The 17,401-nt window shown below is 68.7% G+C and carries 16 protein-coding genes and 1 pseudogene; 9 read left to right on the forward strand and 8 right to left on the reverse strand.

Going from position 1 to position 17,401, the window contains the following annotated elements:
* Positions 1-137 precede the first annotated feature (137 nt).
* The gene (locus tag VS93_RS07370) at positions 138-977 is read left to right on the forward strand and encodes an SDR family NAD(P)-dependent oxidoreductase (RefSeq protein ID WP_046469253.1); all 840 of its coding nucleotides are present in this window, start codon (positions 138-140) and stop codon (positions 975-977) included.
* Between the two features lie 143 nt (positions 978-1,120).
* Here VS93_RS07370 and VS93_RS07375 read toward each other — a convergent pair whose 3' ends face one another.
* The 3 genes from VS93_RS07375 to VS93_RS07385 form a co-directional block, all read right to left on the reverse strand.
* Positions 1,121-2,728 carry a Na+/H+ antiporter NhaC family protein gene (locus tag VS93_RS07375; RefSeq protein ID WP_082126688.1) on the reverse strand — a complete coding sequence of 536 codons (1,608 nt, stop codon included), beginning with the start codon at positions 2,726-2,728 and terminating at the stop codon, positions 1,121-1,123.
* A gap of 20 nt (positions 2,729-2,748) precedes the next feature.
* Complete coding sequence (locus tag VS93_RS33695) at positions 2,749-3,447, reverse strand: enolase C-terminal domain-like protein (RefSeq protein WP_236700393.1); 699 nt, start codon at positions 3,445-3,447, stop codon at positions 2,749-2,751.
* Positions 3,448-3,855: 408 nt separating this feature from the next.
* Positions 3,856-4,752 carry a hypothetical protein gene (locus VS93_RS07385; RefSeq protein ID WP_046469254.1) on the reverse strand — a complete coding sequence of 299 codons (897 nt, stop codon included), beginning with the start codon at positions 4,750-4,752 and terminating at the stop codon, positions 3,856-3,858.
* Positions 4,753-6,037: 1,285 nt separating this feature from the next.
* Here VS93_RS07385 and VS93_RS29685 point away from each other — a divergent pair.
* Positions 6,038-6,421 (forward strand): DUF6011 domain-containing protein, encoded by a 384-nt coding sequence (locus VS93_RS29685; protein WP_052745578.1) that lies wholly within the window; start codon positions 6,038-6,040, stop codon positions 6,419-6,421.
* Here the strand turns inward: VS93_RS29685 and folE are convergent.
* The 3 genes and pseudogenes from folE to VS93_RS07405 all read right to left on the reverse strand — a co-directional run bounded on the left by folE (position 6,318) and on the right by VS93_RS07405 (position 8,183).
* Positions 6,318-7,000, reverse strand: a pseudogene (folE, locus tag VS93_RS31175) (GTP cyclohydrolase I). The gene VS93_RS29685 and the pseudogene folE sit on opposite strands and share 104 nt — an antisense overlap.
* 161 nt (positions 7,001-7,161) lie before the next feature.
* Complete coding sequence (locus tag VS93_RS07400; RefSeq protein WP_046469255.1) at positions 7,162-7,596, reverse strand: hypothetical protein; 435 nt, start codon at positions 7,594-7,596, stop codon at positions 7,162-7,164.
* 53 nt (positions 7,597-7,649) lie between these two features.
* On the reverse strand, positions 7,650-8,183 hold the full coding sequence (locus VS93_RS07405; protein ID WP_156184713.1) for a DUF2231 domain-containing protein: 534 nt from the start codon (positions 8,181-8,183) through the stop codon (positions 7,650-7,652).
* A 133-nt stretch (positions 8,184-8,316) separates the two neighbouring features.
* Here VS93_RS07405 and VS93_RS07410 point away from each other — a divergent pair, with 133 nt between their 5' ends.
* Positions 8,317-9,027 (forward strand): helix-turn-helix transcriptional regulator, encoded by a 711-nt coding sequence (locus VS93_RS07410; RefSeq protein ID WP_046469257.1) that lies wholly within the window; start codon positions 8,317-8,319, stop codon positions 9,025-9,027.
* A gap of 331 nt (positions 9,028-9,358) precedes the next feature.
* On the opposite strand, the gene VS93_RS07415 is transcribed toward VS93_RS07410, so the two are convergent.
* On the reverse strand, positions 9,359-10,105 hold the full coding sequence (locus VS93_RS07415; protein ID WP_046469258.1) for an SDR family oxidoreductase: 747 nt from the start codon (positions 10,103-10,105) through the stop codon (positions 9,359-9,361).
* 30 nt (positions 10,106-10,135) lie between these two features.
* A complete protein-coding gene (locus tag VS93_RS07420; protein WP_052745579.1) occupies positions 10,136-11,290 on the reverse strand; it encodes a PQQ-dependent sugar dehydrogenase in 1,155 nt (384 codons plus the stop codon).
* An 86-nt stretch (positions 11,291-11,376) separates the two neighbouring features.
* On the opposite strand from VS93_RS07420, the gene VS93_RS07425 reads away from it, so the two are divergent.
* The 6 genes from VS93_RS07425 (at position 11,377) to pqqC (ending at position 17,389) form a co-directional block, all read left to right on the forward strand.
* Entirely contained in the window at positions 11,377-12,078 is a 702-nt protein-coding gene (locus VS93_RS07425; protein WP_046469259.1) for a TetR/AcrR family transcriptional regulator, read from the forward strand.
* 422 nt (positions 12,079-12,500) lie between these two features.
* Positions 12,501-12,905: a GlcG/HbpS family heme-binding protein gene (locus VS93_RS07430; protein WP_046469260.1), complete on the forward strand. Its 405-nt coding sequence runs from the start codon at positions 12,501-12,503 to the stop codon at positions 12,903-12,905.
* 422 nt (positions 12,906-13,327) lie between these two features.
* Positions 13,328-13,792: an MSMEG_3727 family PQQ-associated protein gene (locus VS93_RS07435; protein ID WP_046469298.1), complete on the forward strand. Its 465-nt coding sequence runs from the start codon at positions 13,328-13,330 to the stop codon at positions 13,790-13,792.
* A gap of 13 nt (positions 13,793-13,805) precedes the next feature.
* Complete coding sequence (locus VS93_RS07440) at positions 13,806-15,494, forward strand: PQQ-dependent dehydrogenase, methanol/ethanol family (RefSeq protein ID WP_046469261.1); 1,689 nt, start codon at positions 13,806-13,808, stop codon at positions 15,492-15,494.
* A 97-nt stretch (positions 15,495-15,591) separates the two neighbouring features.
* Positions 15,592-15,699: a pyrroloquinoline quinone precursor peptide PqqA gene (pqqA, locus tag VS93_RS07445; protein WP_046469262.1), complete on the forward strand. Its 108-nt coding sequence runs from the start codon at positions 15,592-15,594 to the stop codon at positions 15,697-15,699.
* A 103-nt stretch (positions 15,700-15,802) separates the two neighbouring features.
* A complete protein-coding gene (gene pqqC, locus VS93_RS30290) occupies positions 15,803-17,389 on the forward strand; it encodes a pyrroloquinoline-quinone synthase PqqC (RefSeq protein WP_201776573.1) in 1,587 nt (528 codons plus the stop codon).
* The last annotated feature ends 12 nt before the right edge of the window (positions 17,390-17,401 follow it).

A 17,401-nucleotide genomic window follows, 5' to 3' on the forward strand; every position in this document is an offset into this window, starting at 1 on the left:
GCTCCGGCCTTCGGCGTGCGGGAGCAGTGGGCCACCGGGGCGGCGCCGGTGCCGAACCACGGGGAACCGCGGCGCGTTGATCCGTTGTGCTCCCGCCGGCGGCCCATCGGCACACATGAGGCGAGGCGGCACGGAATATGGACAGGACGATCGTGCTCACGGGGGCCACCAGCGGCATCGGCGCGGCCGCCGCCTTGCTGCTGGCCGACCGGGCCGGCCGGCTCGTCGTGCACGGTCCGCAACCGGCCGCGGAGGTCGCGGACCTGCTGGCGCGACTGAGGAAAGCGGGCCGGAGCGAGGTGCACTATGTCCGGGCCGACTTCGGCGAACTGGCGGCCGTCGGCGAGTTGGCCACCTCGATCGGCCGGCTGACCGACCGGGTCGACGTGCTCGTCAACAACGCGGGGCGTCCGGGACCGCCGCGGCGGCGGCTGAGCCATGACGGCAACGAAGTCACCCTGCAGACGAACTACCTCGCCGCGGTCGTGCTGACCGAGCGGCTGGCGCCATCACTGCGCGCGGCCGGCGGTCGTGTGGTGCACGTCGCCTCGGCCACGCACGCGTCGGCGACGCTGGAACTGGACGATCTCAACCTCGACCGGCACCCCTATAGCCCAACGATCGCCTATTCCCGGTCGAAGCTCGCGATGGTGGCACACGCCCTGTGGCTGGCCGGCCGGAGCGCCGGGGCAATACCGGGCATCGTGAGCATCAGCCCGGGGGTGATCAGCACATCCCTGCTGCACGCGATGTACGGGATAGGCGGTGCGCCCGTCCAGCACGGAGCGCGCAACGTCGTGCAGGCCGCACTGGCCGGGGACGTCGTCTCGGGGCAGTATCTCGACGACGGCAGGGTGACGCTGCCGAGCGCGACCGCGCGAGACGCGCGTTTCCAGCGTGAGCTGGCCGAGCGCACCCGGAACCTGCTGGACCCCTCCGAGGGGGACACCACGGTCCGCAGCGGCCATGCCGGCTGAAGACGCGCCACCGCGGCGGGAAGTGAGCGGAGTGAGCGGAGCCGCCGGGCATCGGCAGGTCCATGGTCCCGACCGCCGGCCGGAAGGCGGGGACCGGCGGTCGGGGTGATGAAAAGCCCGCGTCGCCACCGGTCCCCGTGCTGTCAGGAGTCTGCGGCGATCCGAGTCTCGCCCGGGGCTTCCTCGGCAGGGGCAGGGGACTGCTTGCCGATCAGCCGCAGCCCGGCGACCAGCACGACCACGGCCATGGGGAACGCCAGCCACCACGGCAGGCCGAAGCCCACCGGAATGAGCCCGAACACGAGCGCGACGGCGCCGGCGTAGAGCGCGTACGGGATCTGGGTGCGGACGTGGTCGATCACGTCGCACTGCGAGGCGAGCGAGGAGATGACCGTCGTGTCGGAGATCGGCGAGCAGTGGTCGCCCCAGACGGCGCCGGCGAGAACGGTCGACACACTGGCGAACAGGATCGGGTGGCCCTCCGGGAACGCGTTGCCCTGGGCCTCCAGCACCGCCCACGCCACCGGCACGGCCAGCGGCGTCAGGATGCCCATCGTCCCCCAGCTGGTGCCGGTGGCGAAGGCGACCGCTGCCGCGATGACGAACAGGATGGCGGGCAGCAGCGCGGCGGGGATCGCATCGCCGAGGGCCCCGGCGAGGAACTCGGCGGTCCCCAGTTCCTCGGTCAACGCGGACAGCGACCAGGCCATCGTCAGGATGATGACCACGTAGAGCATCGACGTGACACCGGAGAACCACGACGCCACGGTCTCGCTGAGCGTCAGGATCCGCTGGCCCACGCTCATGACCCCGGCGACGAGCACCGCCAGCAGCGACCCCCACAGCAGGGCGGAGAACGCGTCGCCGTCGCCCATGACCTCCATGGCGTTGTCGCCCTCGCCGGTGACGATGAGCCCGATCAGGGTCGTCGTGATCAGCACGACGATCGGGACGACGGCGTTCACCAGCCGGCGCGGCGTACGCTCATCGGGCTGCAGTTCCTCGGCGAGCGCTTCGCTGTTGCCGAGCTGCGACCCGGGCCGCAGCACCTGGCCCTCCCGCGCCCGCCGCTCGGCCTTCAACATGGGGCCGAAGTCGCGCCCGCTCGCGGCGATCGCGAACACGAGGACGACGGCGAGAACCGGGTAGAAGGCGTAGGCCAGCGACTCCACGAAGACCGCGAAGCCGGTCCGTTCGAGGCCGATCCCGTCCGCGGCCTCACCGAGCAGGCCGACCTGGAAGCCGATCCAGGTGGTGAACAACCCGAGCGTGGCGACCGGCGCGGCCGTGGAGTCCACCAGGTACGCCAGTTTCTCGCGGGATATCCGCAGCCGGTCGGTGACGGGCCGCATCGTGTTGCCGACGACGAGCGTGTTGGCGTAGTCGTCGAAGAAGACCGCGACGCCGAGCCCGCCGGTGGCGGCCTGCCCGCGGCGCGGTGTCGACGCCCAGCGTGTCACGAGCTTGACGATGCCGTCGGTGCCGCCGTTGCGGCGGATGATGCCGACCATACCGCCGATCATCAGGGAGAAAACGATGATCATCACGTGGTCCGGGTCGGACAGGGCGTCGACGACGTAGACCCCGACCGTGTCGAGCAGGGAGATGCCCAGGCCTTTGAGTGTCACCCCCTCGACGAGCCACGCGCCGAGCCAGACGCCCGCGAGGAGTGACGGAAGGATCTGGCGAGTCAGCAGCGCAAGGCCGATCGCGAGTAGTGGTGGCAGGATGGAGAACCAGGTCGCTGTCATGATTATGGTCTTTCCTGGGATCAGCGGTGGGGATACAGGTCGCGTCGGGCGACGGTGAAGCGGCGCAGCACGTCGGGGAGCACGTCCACGCCAGTACCGGGGCCTTTCGGCACCGGAAGGGAGCCGTCGTCCAGGACGAACGGCTCTGTGATGTCCTCGGCGTAGAAGCGGCGGGATGCGGAGACGTCCCCGGGGAGCACGAAACCGGGCAGCGCGGCGAGCGCGAGGTTGGGGGCCCGGCCGACTCCGGTCTCCAGCATCCCGCCGCACCAGACCGGGACACCGTTCGCGGCGGCGACATCGTGAATGCGCCGGGCTTCCAGGTAACCGCCGACGCGAGCGGGTTTGACGTTGACGATCCGGCACGCTCCGAGCGCGATCGCCGTGGCGGCGTCGCGGGCGGAGCCGATCGTCTCGTCGAGGCACAGGGGCGTGCGTACCAGCTTGGCGAGTTCGGCGTGGCCGCGCAGGTCGTCCTCGGCCAGCGGCTGTTCGATCATCAGCAGGCCGAAATCGTCGAGCCCGCGCAGGTGCTCGGCGTCGGTCAGCGAGTACGCGGTGTTCGCGTCCACCTGCAGCAGCAGGTCCGCGCCGAACTCGGCGCGGACCGCCCGGACGGGCTCGATGTCCCAGCCGGGCTCGATCTTCAGTTTGATCCGCAGGTAGCCCTGGGCGAGGTAGTCGGAAACGGCGCCCACCAGCTCGGGAATCGAATCCATGATGCCGACCGAGACCCCGGAGCACCCGGTCGCGCACCGAGCCGAGGTAGGTGGCCAGCGGCATGCCGTAGGCGCGCATCTCCGCGTCGAGGACCGCGGTTTCCAGCACCGCCTTGGCCAGCGGATGCCCCTTGACCGCTTCGACGGCCGGGGCGATACGCGCGGCCCCGGGATCCCCGAGGGCGACCACGCGCGGGATGAGGTGGTCGCGGAGTACGAGCTCGGCGCTCGCCGCGAACTCGTCGCAGTACAGCGGTTCGGGGTCGCCCGCGAACTCCGCCCAGCCCTCCGCGCTGTCGGTGACCACACGGAGCAGGAAGGTGTCCTTCTCCGGCATCGAGCCGAACGAGGTCCGGAACACGCCGGTCAGCGGCAGGCGGATGTGGACCAGCTCGATCCGTTCGATCTTCACTGTTGCTCCCGGTGGTGTTCCCTGTGCTCCCGTTGCTCCTGGCGCGCGAGGTGATACCAGTTGTCGCGCGACATGCCGATGGCGATGAAACCATCGGCCATGGCCGGTACGAACACGTCGCGTACGGCCGCCCGCCAGCTCGCCGCCTGCCCGGGATCGGTCCGGCGCAGGGCGACGATGTCATCGGGTACCCGGCACCACAGGCCATGGGAGTCCATGACGGTGAGCGGCCCGCCGTCCGGCGCCCACTCCGGTGCGTGTTCGGGGGAGGACGGGCCGGCTCCTGCGGCCCGGTGGGGCCGGCCGTGCGCGGCGTCCGGGGCGTGCACGCTGTCCAGCGCCCAGCTCACGGTCAGCCGGTCGGTCTCGTCGCCGTCGTTGGTGCCGTCAGCGAGGGGGCCGTAGAAGTCCACGATGTACTCGTTTGCCACCGCGCCGAGCTTGACCAGGTTGAAGCGGGCGTTGCGGCTGACGAGTGGATCGAAGGTCCACGTCAGCGACGTCGCCCCGTTTCCCAGCGCCCACGCGCGCTGCGCGTGTTTGAGCGCGAACCCGATCCCCCGGCCCGGCCTGGCCGACGCCGCGATCAGGGAGTAGGCGCCGCGCGTCCGGGGCGGCCCGAATACGGCGGCGGCCGCCCCCGCCGGCTCCGGACCGTCTGTGCCGTCGACGTCGTAGGCGACGTGCACGGCTCCCCCGGAATGGACGAGCGCGCGCAGGACGTCGGCGGCCAGCGGTTCCTGGCCCGGTTCGCTGCCCCAGACCGAGGCGAACAACTCGGCCACCGGTCCCAGCCGCCGCGGGTCGTCCACGGTCTCGATCCGAACGCCCGCATGTTCGGCTGTGGTCTCGGCGGCGCGTTCGGCTGCTTCGGTGGCGGTGCGGTTACGCATCAGCGGCCCTCCCGGTAGCACGTTGGGCGGTCCGTCGGCGATGCGCGGTGGCGATGCCGGTGGGCTCGGCGTGCTCGCGATCGGGAGTCGCCTCGACCATGTTCACCCCTACCCCTTTGGTCCCATGGAGTATCTCCGGGAACGCGCGGCCTGCTGCGGGGCTGTGGGCCGGTGCCGGCGGTGCGGGGGCCGTGCTGCGGTTCCCCGCGGGTTCCGGCGCGCGAGGCACGCGGCGATCCGGGGAGCTCCCGGCCTGCGGCAGCGCTCCGCCGTTCCCGCCATGGGCGAGGACATCCTCGGGCGGGCGGAGGGGACAACGGCATCCGCTGGCGTGGCCGCCGGTGTGCGGCGAACCTTGGGAGACTGCGACGAGCACCGCGGCTCCTCGGGAGTGTCGATCGTGAGCTTGTTCACCCGGTGGCAGGGCTGGACAAACGGTATCGCTACCCATATGCCGAAAAAAACAGTCGAATGTTGCTAGTTAGTGGCACTGATCGGCGATTCGTTGCGTTATCTGTCGGCGTGAGAGCGGGGTATCGCGCCAGCGTCACCCCACCGGGCCGACTCCCGCAAAGACCCTAACCCGACGAACGGGGGAAACCGCCCTTTTCCCTCAACCCCGGCGACCTGCCTCCGAGGCAAGGGCGCGCGATGAGGGCGGATCATCGATGCGCGCCACCGGGCCTCGCGGTACGTCGCCCGGACAGAGCAGTGCCTGCGTGGTCGGCATCGCCTCGTCGATGGCCGCCCCCATGGTCTGGGGGCCGAAGAACGGCATCGACCAGCCGCCGTGGGCGAAGCCGCCGTCGGTGTCCTCTTCGCGGCCGCCGGGCGACCGTCACCCACACTTTCGGACCGCATTTCCGTGGATCGCCGAACCGCCGGCTGGTTCCTTATCCGGGATGATCGCGATTTTGCTGTCCGGTGATGTGCGGAACGGAAAAGTCTGCAATTCTCGTTTTTGTTTTCGGGAAAATAATTGCCCGTCGGACTCGTTTCCCTTCCTTCTGCCGCGGATTCCGGTCCGGTGCTCGCCGAAGCGGCGTGGCACCTCGGCCGAACTGGCGATGTGCCAGTGCACGGCTGGTATCGCCGGTTGTGCGGTGTTGCGGTGCCGGCCCTGGAGCAGGAGAGGTGCCACAGGTCTGAGATGTCGTAGAGGCTGCCGGGTCCGCTGCCGGCTTCCGGTGGTTTCGAGCGCTCCGCGCGGTTTGCTCGATTTAGCGTGCGGAATCAATTGACCCCGCTGTCCGGAGTGAAATAGAATGGCGAGAAGAATAGCGATATGAAGGGACGTGAGATGACCGTGGCGGTCGTCCAAGATTACGTCAGCGCATTCTGTCTGCGGTGCGGTCGCTCCCTCCGTGCTCCCTCCTCCGTCTCCCGTGGCTACGGCCCCACCTGTGTCAGCTATATTCACGAAGCCCGAAAGACCACCGACCTCACCGGGTTCCACACCTGGCAGGCCGACAAGGCCGCCGAGCTGATCGAAACCTGCGGCCTCGTGCCCACCAGCCTCCCCGAGGTCTACCGGTCGGTCAGTAGTGACGGATCGCGGGCCTACTTCAGCACCACGGACGGCTGCACCTGCAAGGCGGGCCGGAACCGGGTGCGGTGCTACCACCGCGCCGGTGTGGCGATGCTGCGGACCACCCGCCGCGCTGCGTGACGGGCGGCCCGCCGGCCTTTGAGCTGTCAGGGAGGGGAACGAGCGCGGCGGCCTCGATCACGTGGGGATCGTTTCGGCCGAGGCTTTTGCGCCCCCTGGCGTGCTGACCGTTGACGCCGGTGAGGGCGAAGAATTCCTGGCGGGAGCGGGTGTCCTGGCGCAGGCTGTCCAGCAGGGTGGAGGCGACGGTGCGCGAGCCGGTGGCTTGGGCTCCGCGCAGTGTCATGCAGGTGTCTTCGGCCTCGACGACCATTCCGACACCTTTGGGGTGCAAGTGCTCGCGTAGCCGGTCGGCGGTCTGCTTGGTCAGGCGTTCCTGCGCCTGTGGGCGGCAGGCGAAGTACTCGACGATCGGGGCCGGTTCGGACAGTCCCAGGATCCGTTCTCCGGGCAGGTAGCGACGTGGGCCACACCGACGAAAGGCAGCGGGTGGCGCTCGCGGACGGAGCGTACGGGGATCGCGCGGGCGAGCACGAGTTCGTCGTAGCCCTCGTTGCCGGGAAACGTGGTCAGGTCGAACGGTCGTGGCCTGAGCAGTTCGGCGTAGGCGCGCGCCATCCGCTCGGGCGTGCTGCGCATGCTCTCGGAGTCGGTGCGGATGCCCAGCGCCCGCAAGAACCGGCCCGCGGCCTGCTCGGCGGCATCGAGGTCGATACCGGTACCGGGTTCGTGCACCACATGCAGGGCGGCGTCGGGCGCATGGGCATGTCCTCGCTATTCAATGACGGGGGTGGATGTGGTTAGAGGCCGAGGGCGGCCAGCAACGCGAGGATGACGGTGGCCACGGCGAACACCCCGTGTCCGGCCACCACGGCCACCGGGAAATGCTGCTCGGCCGGCCCCTGGCCCGCGGCCGTGGCGCCGGGAGCACCGGCCGAGGCGGCGCGGGCGCGGTAGACGGGGATCCAGCGGAACAGCATCACGAAGCCGAGCACCGCGACCGGCACCAGCAGCGCGACCCCGATCCAGGCGATCGCGTGGTTGTCGGTGAACACGTAGCCGATCCACAGGATCAGGCCGAGCGCGGCGAGCGCGAAGTGGCCGAACACCACGCTCGGCGGTAGGTGGGTGGTCGGCTGCTGCTTTTTCGGCCCGCCCTTGGCGATCCACATGCCCAGCATGACGAAGCCGCCGACGGCGGTGAGCAACCAGGTGACCAGTGCTGCGATAGCCATGTCGTTCTCCTGCTTTCAGTGGTCGAAAGGAGCCGAGGCCACGGAACACCAGGTCAACTGTCCGAATCGCGGCCGCGGTACACGTAGCCCTCGGCCTGAGTGGTCTCGTCGGCGACCCGCACGCCATAGCGGTAGGCGAGTTTGCCACCGAGGAAACCGGACACCGCGAGTACGGCCACGCTCGCCGCTGACAGTGCGAGCATCCCGATCCCGGTCGGAACCGGTTGGCCGTAGTCGGCCAGCCGCCACACGAGGTTGAGGGCATAGGCGCCGGTGACCGCCAGATTCAGCGTCATGTGCACCAGCGCGAGGCGGAAGGCCGGTGTGCCGACCGGGATGGCGAACAGGTCCAGCAGGCCCACCAGTGCCGCCGCCACGGCCCCGAGTACGCCGAGACCGATCAACCACACCGACCCTTGGGTCAGGAACCCCGGATCGGCCACGAACCGCGAGGCCGCGTCGAACACCAGGCTCGCGATCCACGCCCCGATCGGCACGGTGACCAGGATCGGGTGGAACGGGTGCCCGTAGGGGCCGGCCAGTGCTGCGCTCACCGGCTGTTTCGCCTGCGCGTGCGGACCGACCATAGCGGGCCTCCTCATCATCGTTTCGCTAAGAAACATTAGTTTTATTCGTGAGCAGACGCAATGTATGCACGCCAGTCGATGGTGGATTGTTTTCGGCGTATGTGTGTTGGTGTATCTGAGTTAAGGTGGCCCTGTGACCATCGGTGAGGAATCCGGCTCGATCGCGGCCGTCGCCACCTTGGACGACGAGCTGCGCCGCGGGATGTATGAGTTCATCCGGCGCGCCCGCCGCCCTGTGGGCCGGGACGAAGCCGCCGCCGCGGTCGGGATCTCCCGCAAACTCGCAGCATTCCACCTGGACAAACTCGTCACCGCGGGGCTGCTGCAGGCCCAGTTCGAAGCGGTCGGCGGCACCCGCAAGGCAGGGCGTAGGCCGAAGGTCTACGAACCCACCGACGCCGACGTCCGCATCAGCATCCCCCAACGCCAGCACGACCTGCTCGCCGGCATCCTGCTTGAGGCCGTGCGTACCGAGGGCGAGGGCGAGAACGCCCGGCAGGCCGCCATACGCGTCGCACACGACCACGGCCGGCAACTGGGCGCCACCGAGCGGGCGCACACCCGCCTCGGCAAGCTCGGCGCCCAACGTGCGCTGACCCGCGCCGAAGGAGTGCTCGCCCGGTACGGCTTCGAGCCCGCACGTGAATCACCCACCTGCCTGCGCCTGGTCAACTGTCCCTTCCACCCCATGGCTGCCACCTCCCCTGAACTGGTCTGCGGGATCAACCACGCCCTCCTCGCCGGCTTCCTCGTCGGGCTCCATGCCCCTACCGTCGAGGCCGTCCTCGCGCCGCGCGCCGGCGAATGCTGTGTCCACCTGCGGCAGAGCGCCGAAAGTTCCTGACCGGGTGTTCTGTCCCGCCACCCCGCGGACGAAGGCGCAGGCGCTGTGTGTTCCGGAGCGGCGCTGGCAGAACAGCCTGCGCGCGCTCAGACCGGGCGGGAGGGCGGCTCAGACGTGCGGGGGTAAGCCCGCCCCCGGATTCGTCGTCCTGCGCGGCGGGGGAGTCGATCAGGTCGGCATCCCGCCGGTCGGCGATGCTGTAGAAGTTCTGCACGCACACGATCGGCGCGGTCGACTGCGCCTCGGCGATTGGGCCGGTGGACGGGGTACAGGCCGATACGTCCGCCGTCTCCCGAGGAGGGAGCCGGCGGACGGCTGTGGCGGACCGAGGTCAGCGGCCGGCCTGCATGGCGAAGACCTCGTCGTAGGTGCCCGTCGCCTCGGCGAAGCGCTGGCGCTTGACCCGCTCGACCAGGATCTGCGGCGCGTCGGGCTGCGACTCGAGCAGGCTCATGGTCTCGGACGCGAACTCGTCGAGTGGCATGGCCCGCTCGTTGTCCGTCCCGCTGCCCATCAGCGTCGTGCGGGTGAGCGGCGGGGCGAGCTCGATGACCTGCACCGAGGTTTCGCGCAGCTGCTCGCGCAGGCTCTCTGTGTAGGAGTGGATCGCGGCTTTGGTGGCGCTGTAGGTCGGCGTGGTCGGCAGCGGCACGTACGCCAGCCCCGACGTCACCGTGAGGATCGCGGCGTTCGGCTGCTCCACGAGGAACGGCGCGAACGCGTGGACGAGCCGGATCGGGCCGAGCAGGTTGGTCCCGACCGTGCGTTCGGAGACCTCGAGCGAGCCGGGATCGAGTACTCTCTCGGGAACCATGACCCCGGCCATGGCGATGAGCACATTGAGCTCGGGATGCTGTGTCGTGACGGTCTCGAACAGCCGGCGGATCGACGCGTCGTCGGTGATGTCGAGCACCTCGCCTTCGATGCCGTCGTGCTCGGCGGCGATCTCGTCGAGCAGCCGGCGGCGCCGGCCGGCGACGATCACCTTGTTCCCGGCCGCGTGGAACCGGCGGGCGAGTTCGAGGCCGATGCCGGAGGTGCCCCCGGCGACGAGGACGGTGTTGCCTGTGGTCTTCAATTCCGTTCTCCTTCGGATGGATAGGACTGGTCAGTCGGGCGGGGCGAGTTCGATGCGCAGGATGCGGTCGTCGCCGGGCCGGGGGGCGGTGCCGCCCCAGGTCGCCTCGTCGGTGTTCGAGGTCACGATCCACAGGGCGCCGTCCGGGGCCGCCTCGACCGTGCGGATGCGTCCGTACTCGCCGACGTAGTGGGCGATCGGGTCGCCCGCCGCCTCGCGGCCGTCGACCGGGAGCTGCCAGAGGCGCTGTCCGCCGAGCGCACCCATCCACAGCGACCCTTCGGCGTAGGCGACCCCGGACGGTGAGGCCTCGTCCGGGTGGATCGTGAAGATCGGCTCCTCGCCGGTGTCACCCTCGATTCCTTCGGTCTCGGGCCAGCCGTAGTCGGCGCCGGCCTCGAGCACGTTCACCTCGTCCCAGGTGCGGTGGCCGAGCTCGGATGCGTAGACGGTCCCGTCCGGGTCGAAGGTGATGCCCTGGACGTTGCGGTGTCCGCTGGAGTACACCTCGGTGCCGAACGGGTTGTCCTCGGGGATCAAGCCGTCCAGGCCGATTCGCAGGATCTTGCCGTTCAGCGATTCATCGTCGGCGGCGTTCTCGGGTTCGAACGCGTCGCCCGTGCCGATCCACAGATGCCCGTCGGGTCCGATACGCAGCCGTCCGCCGTGATGGCGGTCGGCGGGTTCGATGCCGTCGAGCAGCACGCGCTCCTGCGTGAGCGAGTCGAAGTCCTCGCCGACCTGCAGGGCGACGACGCGGTTGGTGGGCGACGAGGAGACGTAGGCGAACACGGTGCGGTCGGTCTCGAAGTCCGGTGAGGCGGCGAGGCCGAGCAGGCCGCCCTCGGAACTCGTTTCCACGTCGGGAACGTCTCCGACTGGTTCGGCGTCTCCGCCCTCCGCCGGCACACGCACGATGTCGCCCGACAGCCGCGACGACACCAACGCCGAGCCGTCCGGCAGGAACGCGAGGCCCCATGGCGAGTCGAGCCCGGTCACCAGCTCGGTGCGCTCGCCCGGCACCAGTCGGTCAGCGTCGGTGGGGAAGGAATCCGTCGCCGGACCCGTCGGGCGATCCGTCTGCGGCGCCTGCGCGGGCGGCGAGATGCAGCCGCCCAGCCCGAGCGCGACGGCAAGGGCCGTCGCGGACACCGGGGCCGCGGCCATCGTTCTGGTGAACCTCATCTCAACCTCCACTTTATCGATGATAACAATACACTGTTCTCAGTGGAATGCAACCATAGATATCACCGAACTGCTATCGTTGATTCGTGAGCGAGCGAGGTGAGGTGCGCCAGCGGATCATCGATGCGGCGGCGCAACTGCTGCAGTCGCAGGGGCGCGACGCGGTGACCACCCGTGCCGTGAGCGCTGCCGCCGGGGTGCAGCCGCCGACCATCTACCGGCTCTTCACCGATATGCGCGGCCTGCTGGACGCCGTGGCGTCCGACGGGTTCGATACCTACCTGGTGCGCAAGCACGATCAGGCTCTGACCGACGACCCGGTGGAGGACCTGCGCACGGGCTGGGATCTCCACGTCCAGTTCGGACTCGAGCACCCGGCCCACTATCTCCTCATGTACGGGCAGCCGGTTCCCGGTCACCGAACGGCCGCCGCCGAGCGGGCGTCGCAGCGGCTGCGCATGCTCGTCGGACGCATCGCCACGGCGGGCAGGCTCGCGGTCAGTGTCGAGACCGGCGCCGGCATGATCCACGCCGCCGGTACCGGGGTCACCCTCAGCCTCATCGGAACGGCCCCCGAAGACCGCGACCCCGACCTTCCCCGGCGACTGCGCGAGGCGACGATCGACTCCATCACCGGTGCCGCGCCCACCGACGCGCGCGACTATGCCCAGCGCGCGGCCGGGCTGAAAGCGGTGCTAGGCGGGGCGACCGAACTCTTCACGGCCGGCGAGCGCGCGCTCCTCGACGAACTCCTCGACCGCCTCGCGGACGCCCCACTGGCCCGCTGACATCCATGTCTCGCCCGAACCCGCAGGAAGTGCGCGGGGTCGCCGGCGGTGGTGCCGGGGAGACCGTCGGAAGCGGCCCAGAGCTCGCCTGGGACGTGGGAAGCACTCCGGGGCGGGGCGAGTACGCCCGGACGCCGTGGTCCTCGCCTAAGGCATCGAGACGGACCGCTCCCTCGGCCGATCCCCGCGCTCCGAAGCCCATTCCGGTCTCCCGCGGACACGCGTCTGAGGTCCGGCCGCTTCTTGGCGTGTAGGACTTCCAAACGTCGGCATCGAGTATCCGCTCGCGGTAAAAAAACTCCCAATTTAGTCCAAGGGTAATGTTCGTGTAACTTCGGTCGGACTAGCGTGTATAGCAAAGACATACGCCACTTTTGTTTGGGTGCCGAAAATTTTTCGGGGGTACCGAAAGGGGCGCGAGGATGGCCGATATAACCCTGGCGCAGGCGCAGGTCGTGGTCGATGCGGCGGCTCGGAGGTCGCAGCAGCTCGGAACACTCATGGACATCACCGTGGTGGACGTCGGCGGCAACCTCAAAGCATTCGTCCGCGAGGACGGTGCGTGGTTGGGAAGCATCGACATCTCGATCAAGAAAGCAAGAACAGCCCGATTCTTCGACATGCATACCGGAGAAATCGGCAAGTTGTCACAGCCCGGCGGTCCGCTCTACAACATCGAGGTCTCCAACGGCGGCTTGGTCACGTTCCCCGGAGGGATCCCGTTGCGCAACGGCGATGGCGAGGTCATCGGAGCGATCGGGGTGAGTGGAAGCACGGTCGAGAACGACCACGACGTTGCAGATGCCGGCGCAGGCGCGCTGCCGTGAGACGTCTTGTTCGCTGACCGGTTTCCACCGCCTGCCCGCCGTTCGTCGCCCGACAGCAGTCGCTCCGTGCGACTTCCTCGCCGCGCCGTGCTGGACAACCCGGAGTTCACATTTGATTTCAGTGAAATCCGCATTTTTCAATGATTGGAGTGGAAAGGAGTTGGCGCCTTTCGGGTGGCGCAGGGGGACGCCGGGTTCGTCCGCGGGGAAGTGCGGGACCGGTCCACACGGCAGCGTCGCCGCGTAAGGCGGCACCCCGATGGTTCGCCCGGTGGCGCGAGAGGGGCACCATGCGTGCGGTCTCCCTCGGAGGACCACCACCGAGCCGAAGAATTGTCTCCGAGAGATTGTTGGCGTGGAGGCGGCTCACACCAAAAGTGGGGCGACCTACCAGGCGCCTTTGGAATTAGGGGGTGAATCCGATGGCGACCGCTACAGAGGACCTGTCCGCAATGGTACGCGAGATCGGATTGGACAGGCAGAACAAGGCGACGCTGGGTCGACTGCTCGCCCACGGACCTCTCAGGCGTGCCGAGGAGGGACCGGACGGCCGCATGCGCGCTCGAGTCCGGATCCCGCCCGATGAGCTGATCTGGGATCCCTCGATCCTCGTCCTGCCCCATGCGGGCGACCTCGATGTCGAACTCGTCAACGACGACGAGAACACTCACTGCGCGCTCCTGCCGAGCAACGGTGACGAGCAGTTCATCTGGTTGCCGAACCACTCACGCGGAACGGCCAGCCTCAACCTCGATGGCCCTGGTTACTACTGGTTCAGTTCCCCCATCGGCAACGACGAAGGCCGGGGCCTGATCGGAGCGATCGTCGTACTGGGGGACGTTCCGAAGGGGGCTCGCCTCGATCGCCCGCCCCAGCCGCAACCGTAGAAAGGAGCAGGTGATGGCGGAATACGTAGAGGCAGGGCATGCCGTCAACCAAGCATCGCTGAGCGGCATAGTCGGGAGTGCGCCGCCGGTGGCCCAGAACGTCACGTATGAGCGCATTCTCCAGGCCCGCTCGGAACCGCAGAACTGGCTCACCTACTACGGCGCCTACGACGGGCAGCGCTACAGCCCGCTGGACCAGATCAACACGGAGAACGTCAAGCAGCTCGCTCCCGCGTGGGTGTTCCAGTCCGGCTCTGTCGGCCTTCACGCGGGCCCGTCGACGTACTCGTTCGAAGCCGCCCCGATCGTCGTGGACGGAGTCATGTACGTCGCGGGCTGGGACGGCTGGGTCTGGGCCCTCGACGCCCGGACCGGGCAGGAACTATGGCGATACAAGCATGCGATCCCGTATGACACGTCGCTCTGCTGCGGCAATGTGAACCGCGGGGTCGCCGTGGCGAAGGGGAAGGTCTTCGTCGTCACCCTGAACGCCCACGTGATCGCGCTCGACGCCGAAACCGGCGAGCGTGTCTGGGACAGCACGTACGGTGATGTGCGGGCCGGGGAGAGCGCTACGCTCGCTCCTCTGGTCGTGAAGAACCTGGTGATCGTCGGGAGTTCTGGCGGGGAGTTCGGGGTGCGCGGCCACCTCGACGCCTTCGATCTCGACACCGGACGGCACGTCTGGCGGACGTACACAGTGCCGAAGCCCGGCGAGCCCGGGTCCGAGACCTGGCCTGCTGAAGGGAAGGCCTGGGAGCGGGGTGGGGGAAACTGCTGGGTCACCGGCACCTACGACCCGGAGCTGAACCTCATGTACTGGGGGACCGGCAACCCGTCGCCCGACTTCGACGGAGGTGTCCGTGAGGGCGACAACCTCTACACCGACAGCGTCATCGCCGTGAACCCGGACAATGGCGAGATCCGCTGGCACTACCAGTACAACCCGCACGACCTGTGGGACTACGACAGCACGATGGAGAACATCCTGTTCGACCTGGACGGCCGCAAGCTGCTGGCGCATTTCAACAAGAACGGGTATTTCTTCGTCCTGGATCGTACGAACGGTGAGCTGGTCCGGGTAGCGCCCTTCGTCGATCGCATCACGTGGGGCGAGATCGACGCCAACGGCAAGGTGACACCCGAGGTGTACCCCAAGAACGAGGGGGAGCCGGTCAAGTTCTGGCCGGGGCCGGCTGGTGGCAAGGAATGGACGCACGCGGCCTACAGCCCGAGGACACAGCTCTTCTACGTCCCGGTGCAGGATGTCGGTGCGGAGGTCACCCTGCGGCGCAGGGAGTTCAGGGAGAGCATTCCGTACTGGGGAGCGGCCGTCGTCGTGGACTCCGAGGAAATGGCGGGCTCCGTGAGCGCCTTCGATCCGTCCACGGGCGAGGAGGTGTGGCGCTGGCGTAATGACCTGCCGATGTGCGCGTCGGTGTTGGCCACGGGCGGTGACCTCGTGTTCGCTGGCGAACCCACGGGGGAGTTCAACGCGTTCAACGACCGCACCGGGGAGCTGCTGTGGCAGTTCCAGACGGGAAGCGGTCACCACAGCAGCCCGACGACCTACAGCGTCGACGGAAGGCAGTACATAGCCGTGCCGGTCGGGTGGGGTGCCTGGGTCGAGGGGTTCCTCCCCGGGATGCTCGGGGCTCCCTCTGGAAGCGCGCTCGTCGTCTTCGCACTGCCGGAATCGTAGTAGCGCCGCGGACTTCCCCGACCTCACCGGTGACCGGGAAGGCTGCGGCGGACAACCACCAGACCCGCCCGCGAGTTCGGCGGAGGAGGTGACAGCCATGGAGTCCGTTGCCGCTCGGCCTCAGCCCGACGTATGGGAGGCCCCGGAGTTCGAGGAAATCGAGGTCGCGCCCGAGGTGACGATGTACTTCGCTCGGTTGGACTAGTGCCTGACGGGCGGGCGCCGGGTGTGGGCCCGCCGCCCGCCCGGTCCTTCCGGCGCAGGTGTCCGACCGCGAACAACCGTGTTGCGAGGGTTGGAGGGCCAGGATGTGGTTGCGGGTGCTGGGCTCAGCAGCGGGGGGAGGCTATCCACAGTGGAACTGCGGTTGCCCGGCATGCCGTGCGGTACGTGAAGGGTCCCGGCCCTGCCGCCCGCGCACGCAGTCGTCGATCGCGGTGAGTGCCGACTACCAGCGGTGGTTCCTGCTCAACGCCTCACCCGACATCCGTGCCCAGATCGAGTCCTTCCCCGCCCTGCGTTCGCGCGGGACCAGGTCGACGCCGCTGCAGGCGGTGCTGCTCACTGACGCCGAACTCGACCACACGCTGGGGCTGCTGCTACTGCGCGAGGGACGGGCCCTTGAGCTCCACGCCACCCCCGCGGTACACGAAACGCTGTGCGACGGGACAGCGCTGCTCCGAACCCTCGGCGCCTACTGCCCCGTCGAGTGGCGACCGGTCGCTTTGAACGTCGACGTGTCCCTGGCGGACGGGGTGTCCTACCGGGCCTTCGAGGTCCCCACGACCAAGCGGACACGCTTGGGAACCGGGAAGGAAGAGGGACGGGTCGTGGGCTACCGCCTGACCGACGAACGCAGCGGGCGGGCGGCGGTGTACCTGCCGGGCGTCCAGGAACTCACGCCAGCGGTGCGCGAGCAGTTGGACGACTGCGCCTGTCTGCTCTTCGACGGAACCTGCTGGCACGACGACGAGCTGATCCGGCTCGGTCTTGCCGGCAGGACGGCACGCGAGATGGGGCACCTACCGATCGAGGGGCCCGGCGGCAGCTCGAGCAGCTGTCATCGCTTCCCATCGAGCGGAGGATCTACCTCCACATCAACAACACCAATCCGATCCTGCTGGACGACGCGCCGGAACGGCGCATCGTCGAGGAGAGCGGCATGGAAGTGTCCATGGACGGGATGGAGGTGCAGATCTAGAGCCGTGATGACGCTACCCGACACCGACAGCTTCGTCGCAGCGTTGCGCGCCCAGGCGCAGCGCTACCACGACCGGCATCCCTTCCACGTCGAGATGAACGAAGGGCGTCTCAGCCGTTGGCAGATCCAGGGCTGGGTGGCCAACCGCTTCTACTACCAGGAGAACATTCCCCGCAAGGATGCCGCCATCCTCGCCAACTGCCCTGACCGCGAGGTGCGCCGACGGTGGATCCGACGCGTCCTCGACCACGACGGCACCGAGGGCGACGAGGGCGGCACCGAAGCATGGCTGCGCCTGGGCGAGGCGGTGGGACTGACACGCGAGGAGGTGTGCGACAAGCGCCATGTCGTGCCCGGCGTGCGGTTCGCTGTCGACGCGTATGTCACCTTCGCCCGCACCCGGCCGTGGGCCGAGGCGGTGGCGTCCTCGCTGACCGAGCTCTTCGCGCCGGACCTGATGACAGAGCGGATCGCCGCGTTCGAACGTTCCTATCCCTGGATCGACCGCGAGGGCCTCACTTACTTCCGGGCCCGGTTGCGGCAGGCTCCCCGCGACTCCGAGCACGCCCTGGAGGTGGTAACCGGACACTGCCGATCAGTCGACGAACAGGAGCGCGCCGTGGCGGCGCTGTCGTTCAAGTGCGACGTCCTCTGGAGCATGTTGGACGCCATTGACCGAGCCTATGCCGAATGAACGGACCGAAAC

The sequence above is a fragment of the Allosalinactinospora lopnorensis genome, from assembly GCF_000981225.1.
Classification (GTDB): domain Bacteria; phylum Actinomycetota; class Actinomycetes; order Streptosporangiales; family Streptosporangiaceae; genus Allosalinactinospora; species Allosalinactinospora lopnorensis.

Bases quoted from the DNA above. Each gene is read 5' to 3' on its own strand.
- VS93_RS07370 (WP_046469253.1), top strand. From the start codon at position 138: ATGGACAGGACGATCGTGCTCACGGGGGCCACCAGCGGCATCGGCGCG.
- VS93_RS07375 (WP_082126688.1), bottom strand. From the start codon at position 2,728: ATGACAGCGACCTGGTTCTCCATCCTGCCACCACTACTCGCGATCGGC.
- VS93_RS33695 (WP_236700393.1), bottom strand. From the start codon at position 3,447: ATGGATTCGATTCCCGAGCTGGTGGGCGCCGTTTCCGACTACCTCGCC.
- VS93_RS07385 (WP_046469254.1), bottom strand. From the start codon at position 4,752: ATGCGTAACCGCACCGCCACCGAAGCAGCCGAACGCGCCGCCGAGACC.
- VS93_RS29685 (WP_052745578.1), top strand. From the start codon at position 6,038: ATGAAGGGACGTGAGATGACCGTGGCGGTCGTCCAAGATTACGTCAGC.
- VS93_RS07400 (WP_046469255.1), bottom strand. From the start codon at position 7,596: ATGGCTATCGCAGCACTGGTCACCTGGTTGCTCACCGCCGTCGGCGGC.
- VS93_RS07405 (WP_156184713.1), bottom strand. From the start codon at position 8,183: ATGGTCGGTCCGCACGCGCAGGCGAAACAGCCGGTGAGCGCAGCACTG.
- VS93_RS07420 (WP_052745579.1), bottom strand. From the start codon at position 11,290: ATGAGGTTCACCAGAACGATGGCCGCGGCCCCGGTGTCCGCGACGGCC.
- VS93_RS07430 (WP_046469260.1), top strand. From the start codon at position 12,501: ATGGCCGATATAACCCTGGCGCAGGCGCAGGTCGTGGTCGATGCGGCG.
- VS93_RS07435 (WP_046469298.1), top strand. From the start codon at position 13,328: ATGGCGACCGCTACAGAGGACCTGTCCGCAATGGTACGCGAGATCGGA.
- VS93_RS07440 (WP_046469261.1), top strand. From the start codon at position 13,806: ATGGCGGAATACGTAGAGGCAGGGCATGCCGTCAACCAAGCATCGCTG.
- pqqA (WP_046469262.1), top strand. From the start codon at position 15,592: ATGGAGTCCGTTGCCGCTCGGCCTCAGCCCGACGTATGGGAGGCCCCG.
- pqqC (WP_201776573.1), top strand. From the start codon at position 15,803: ATGTGGTTGCGGGTGCTGGGCTCAGCAGCGGGGGGAGGCTATCCACAG.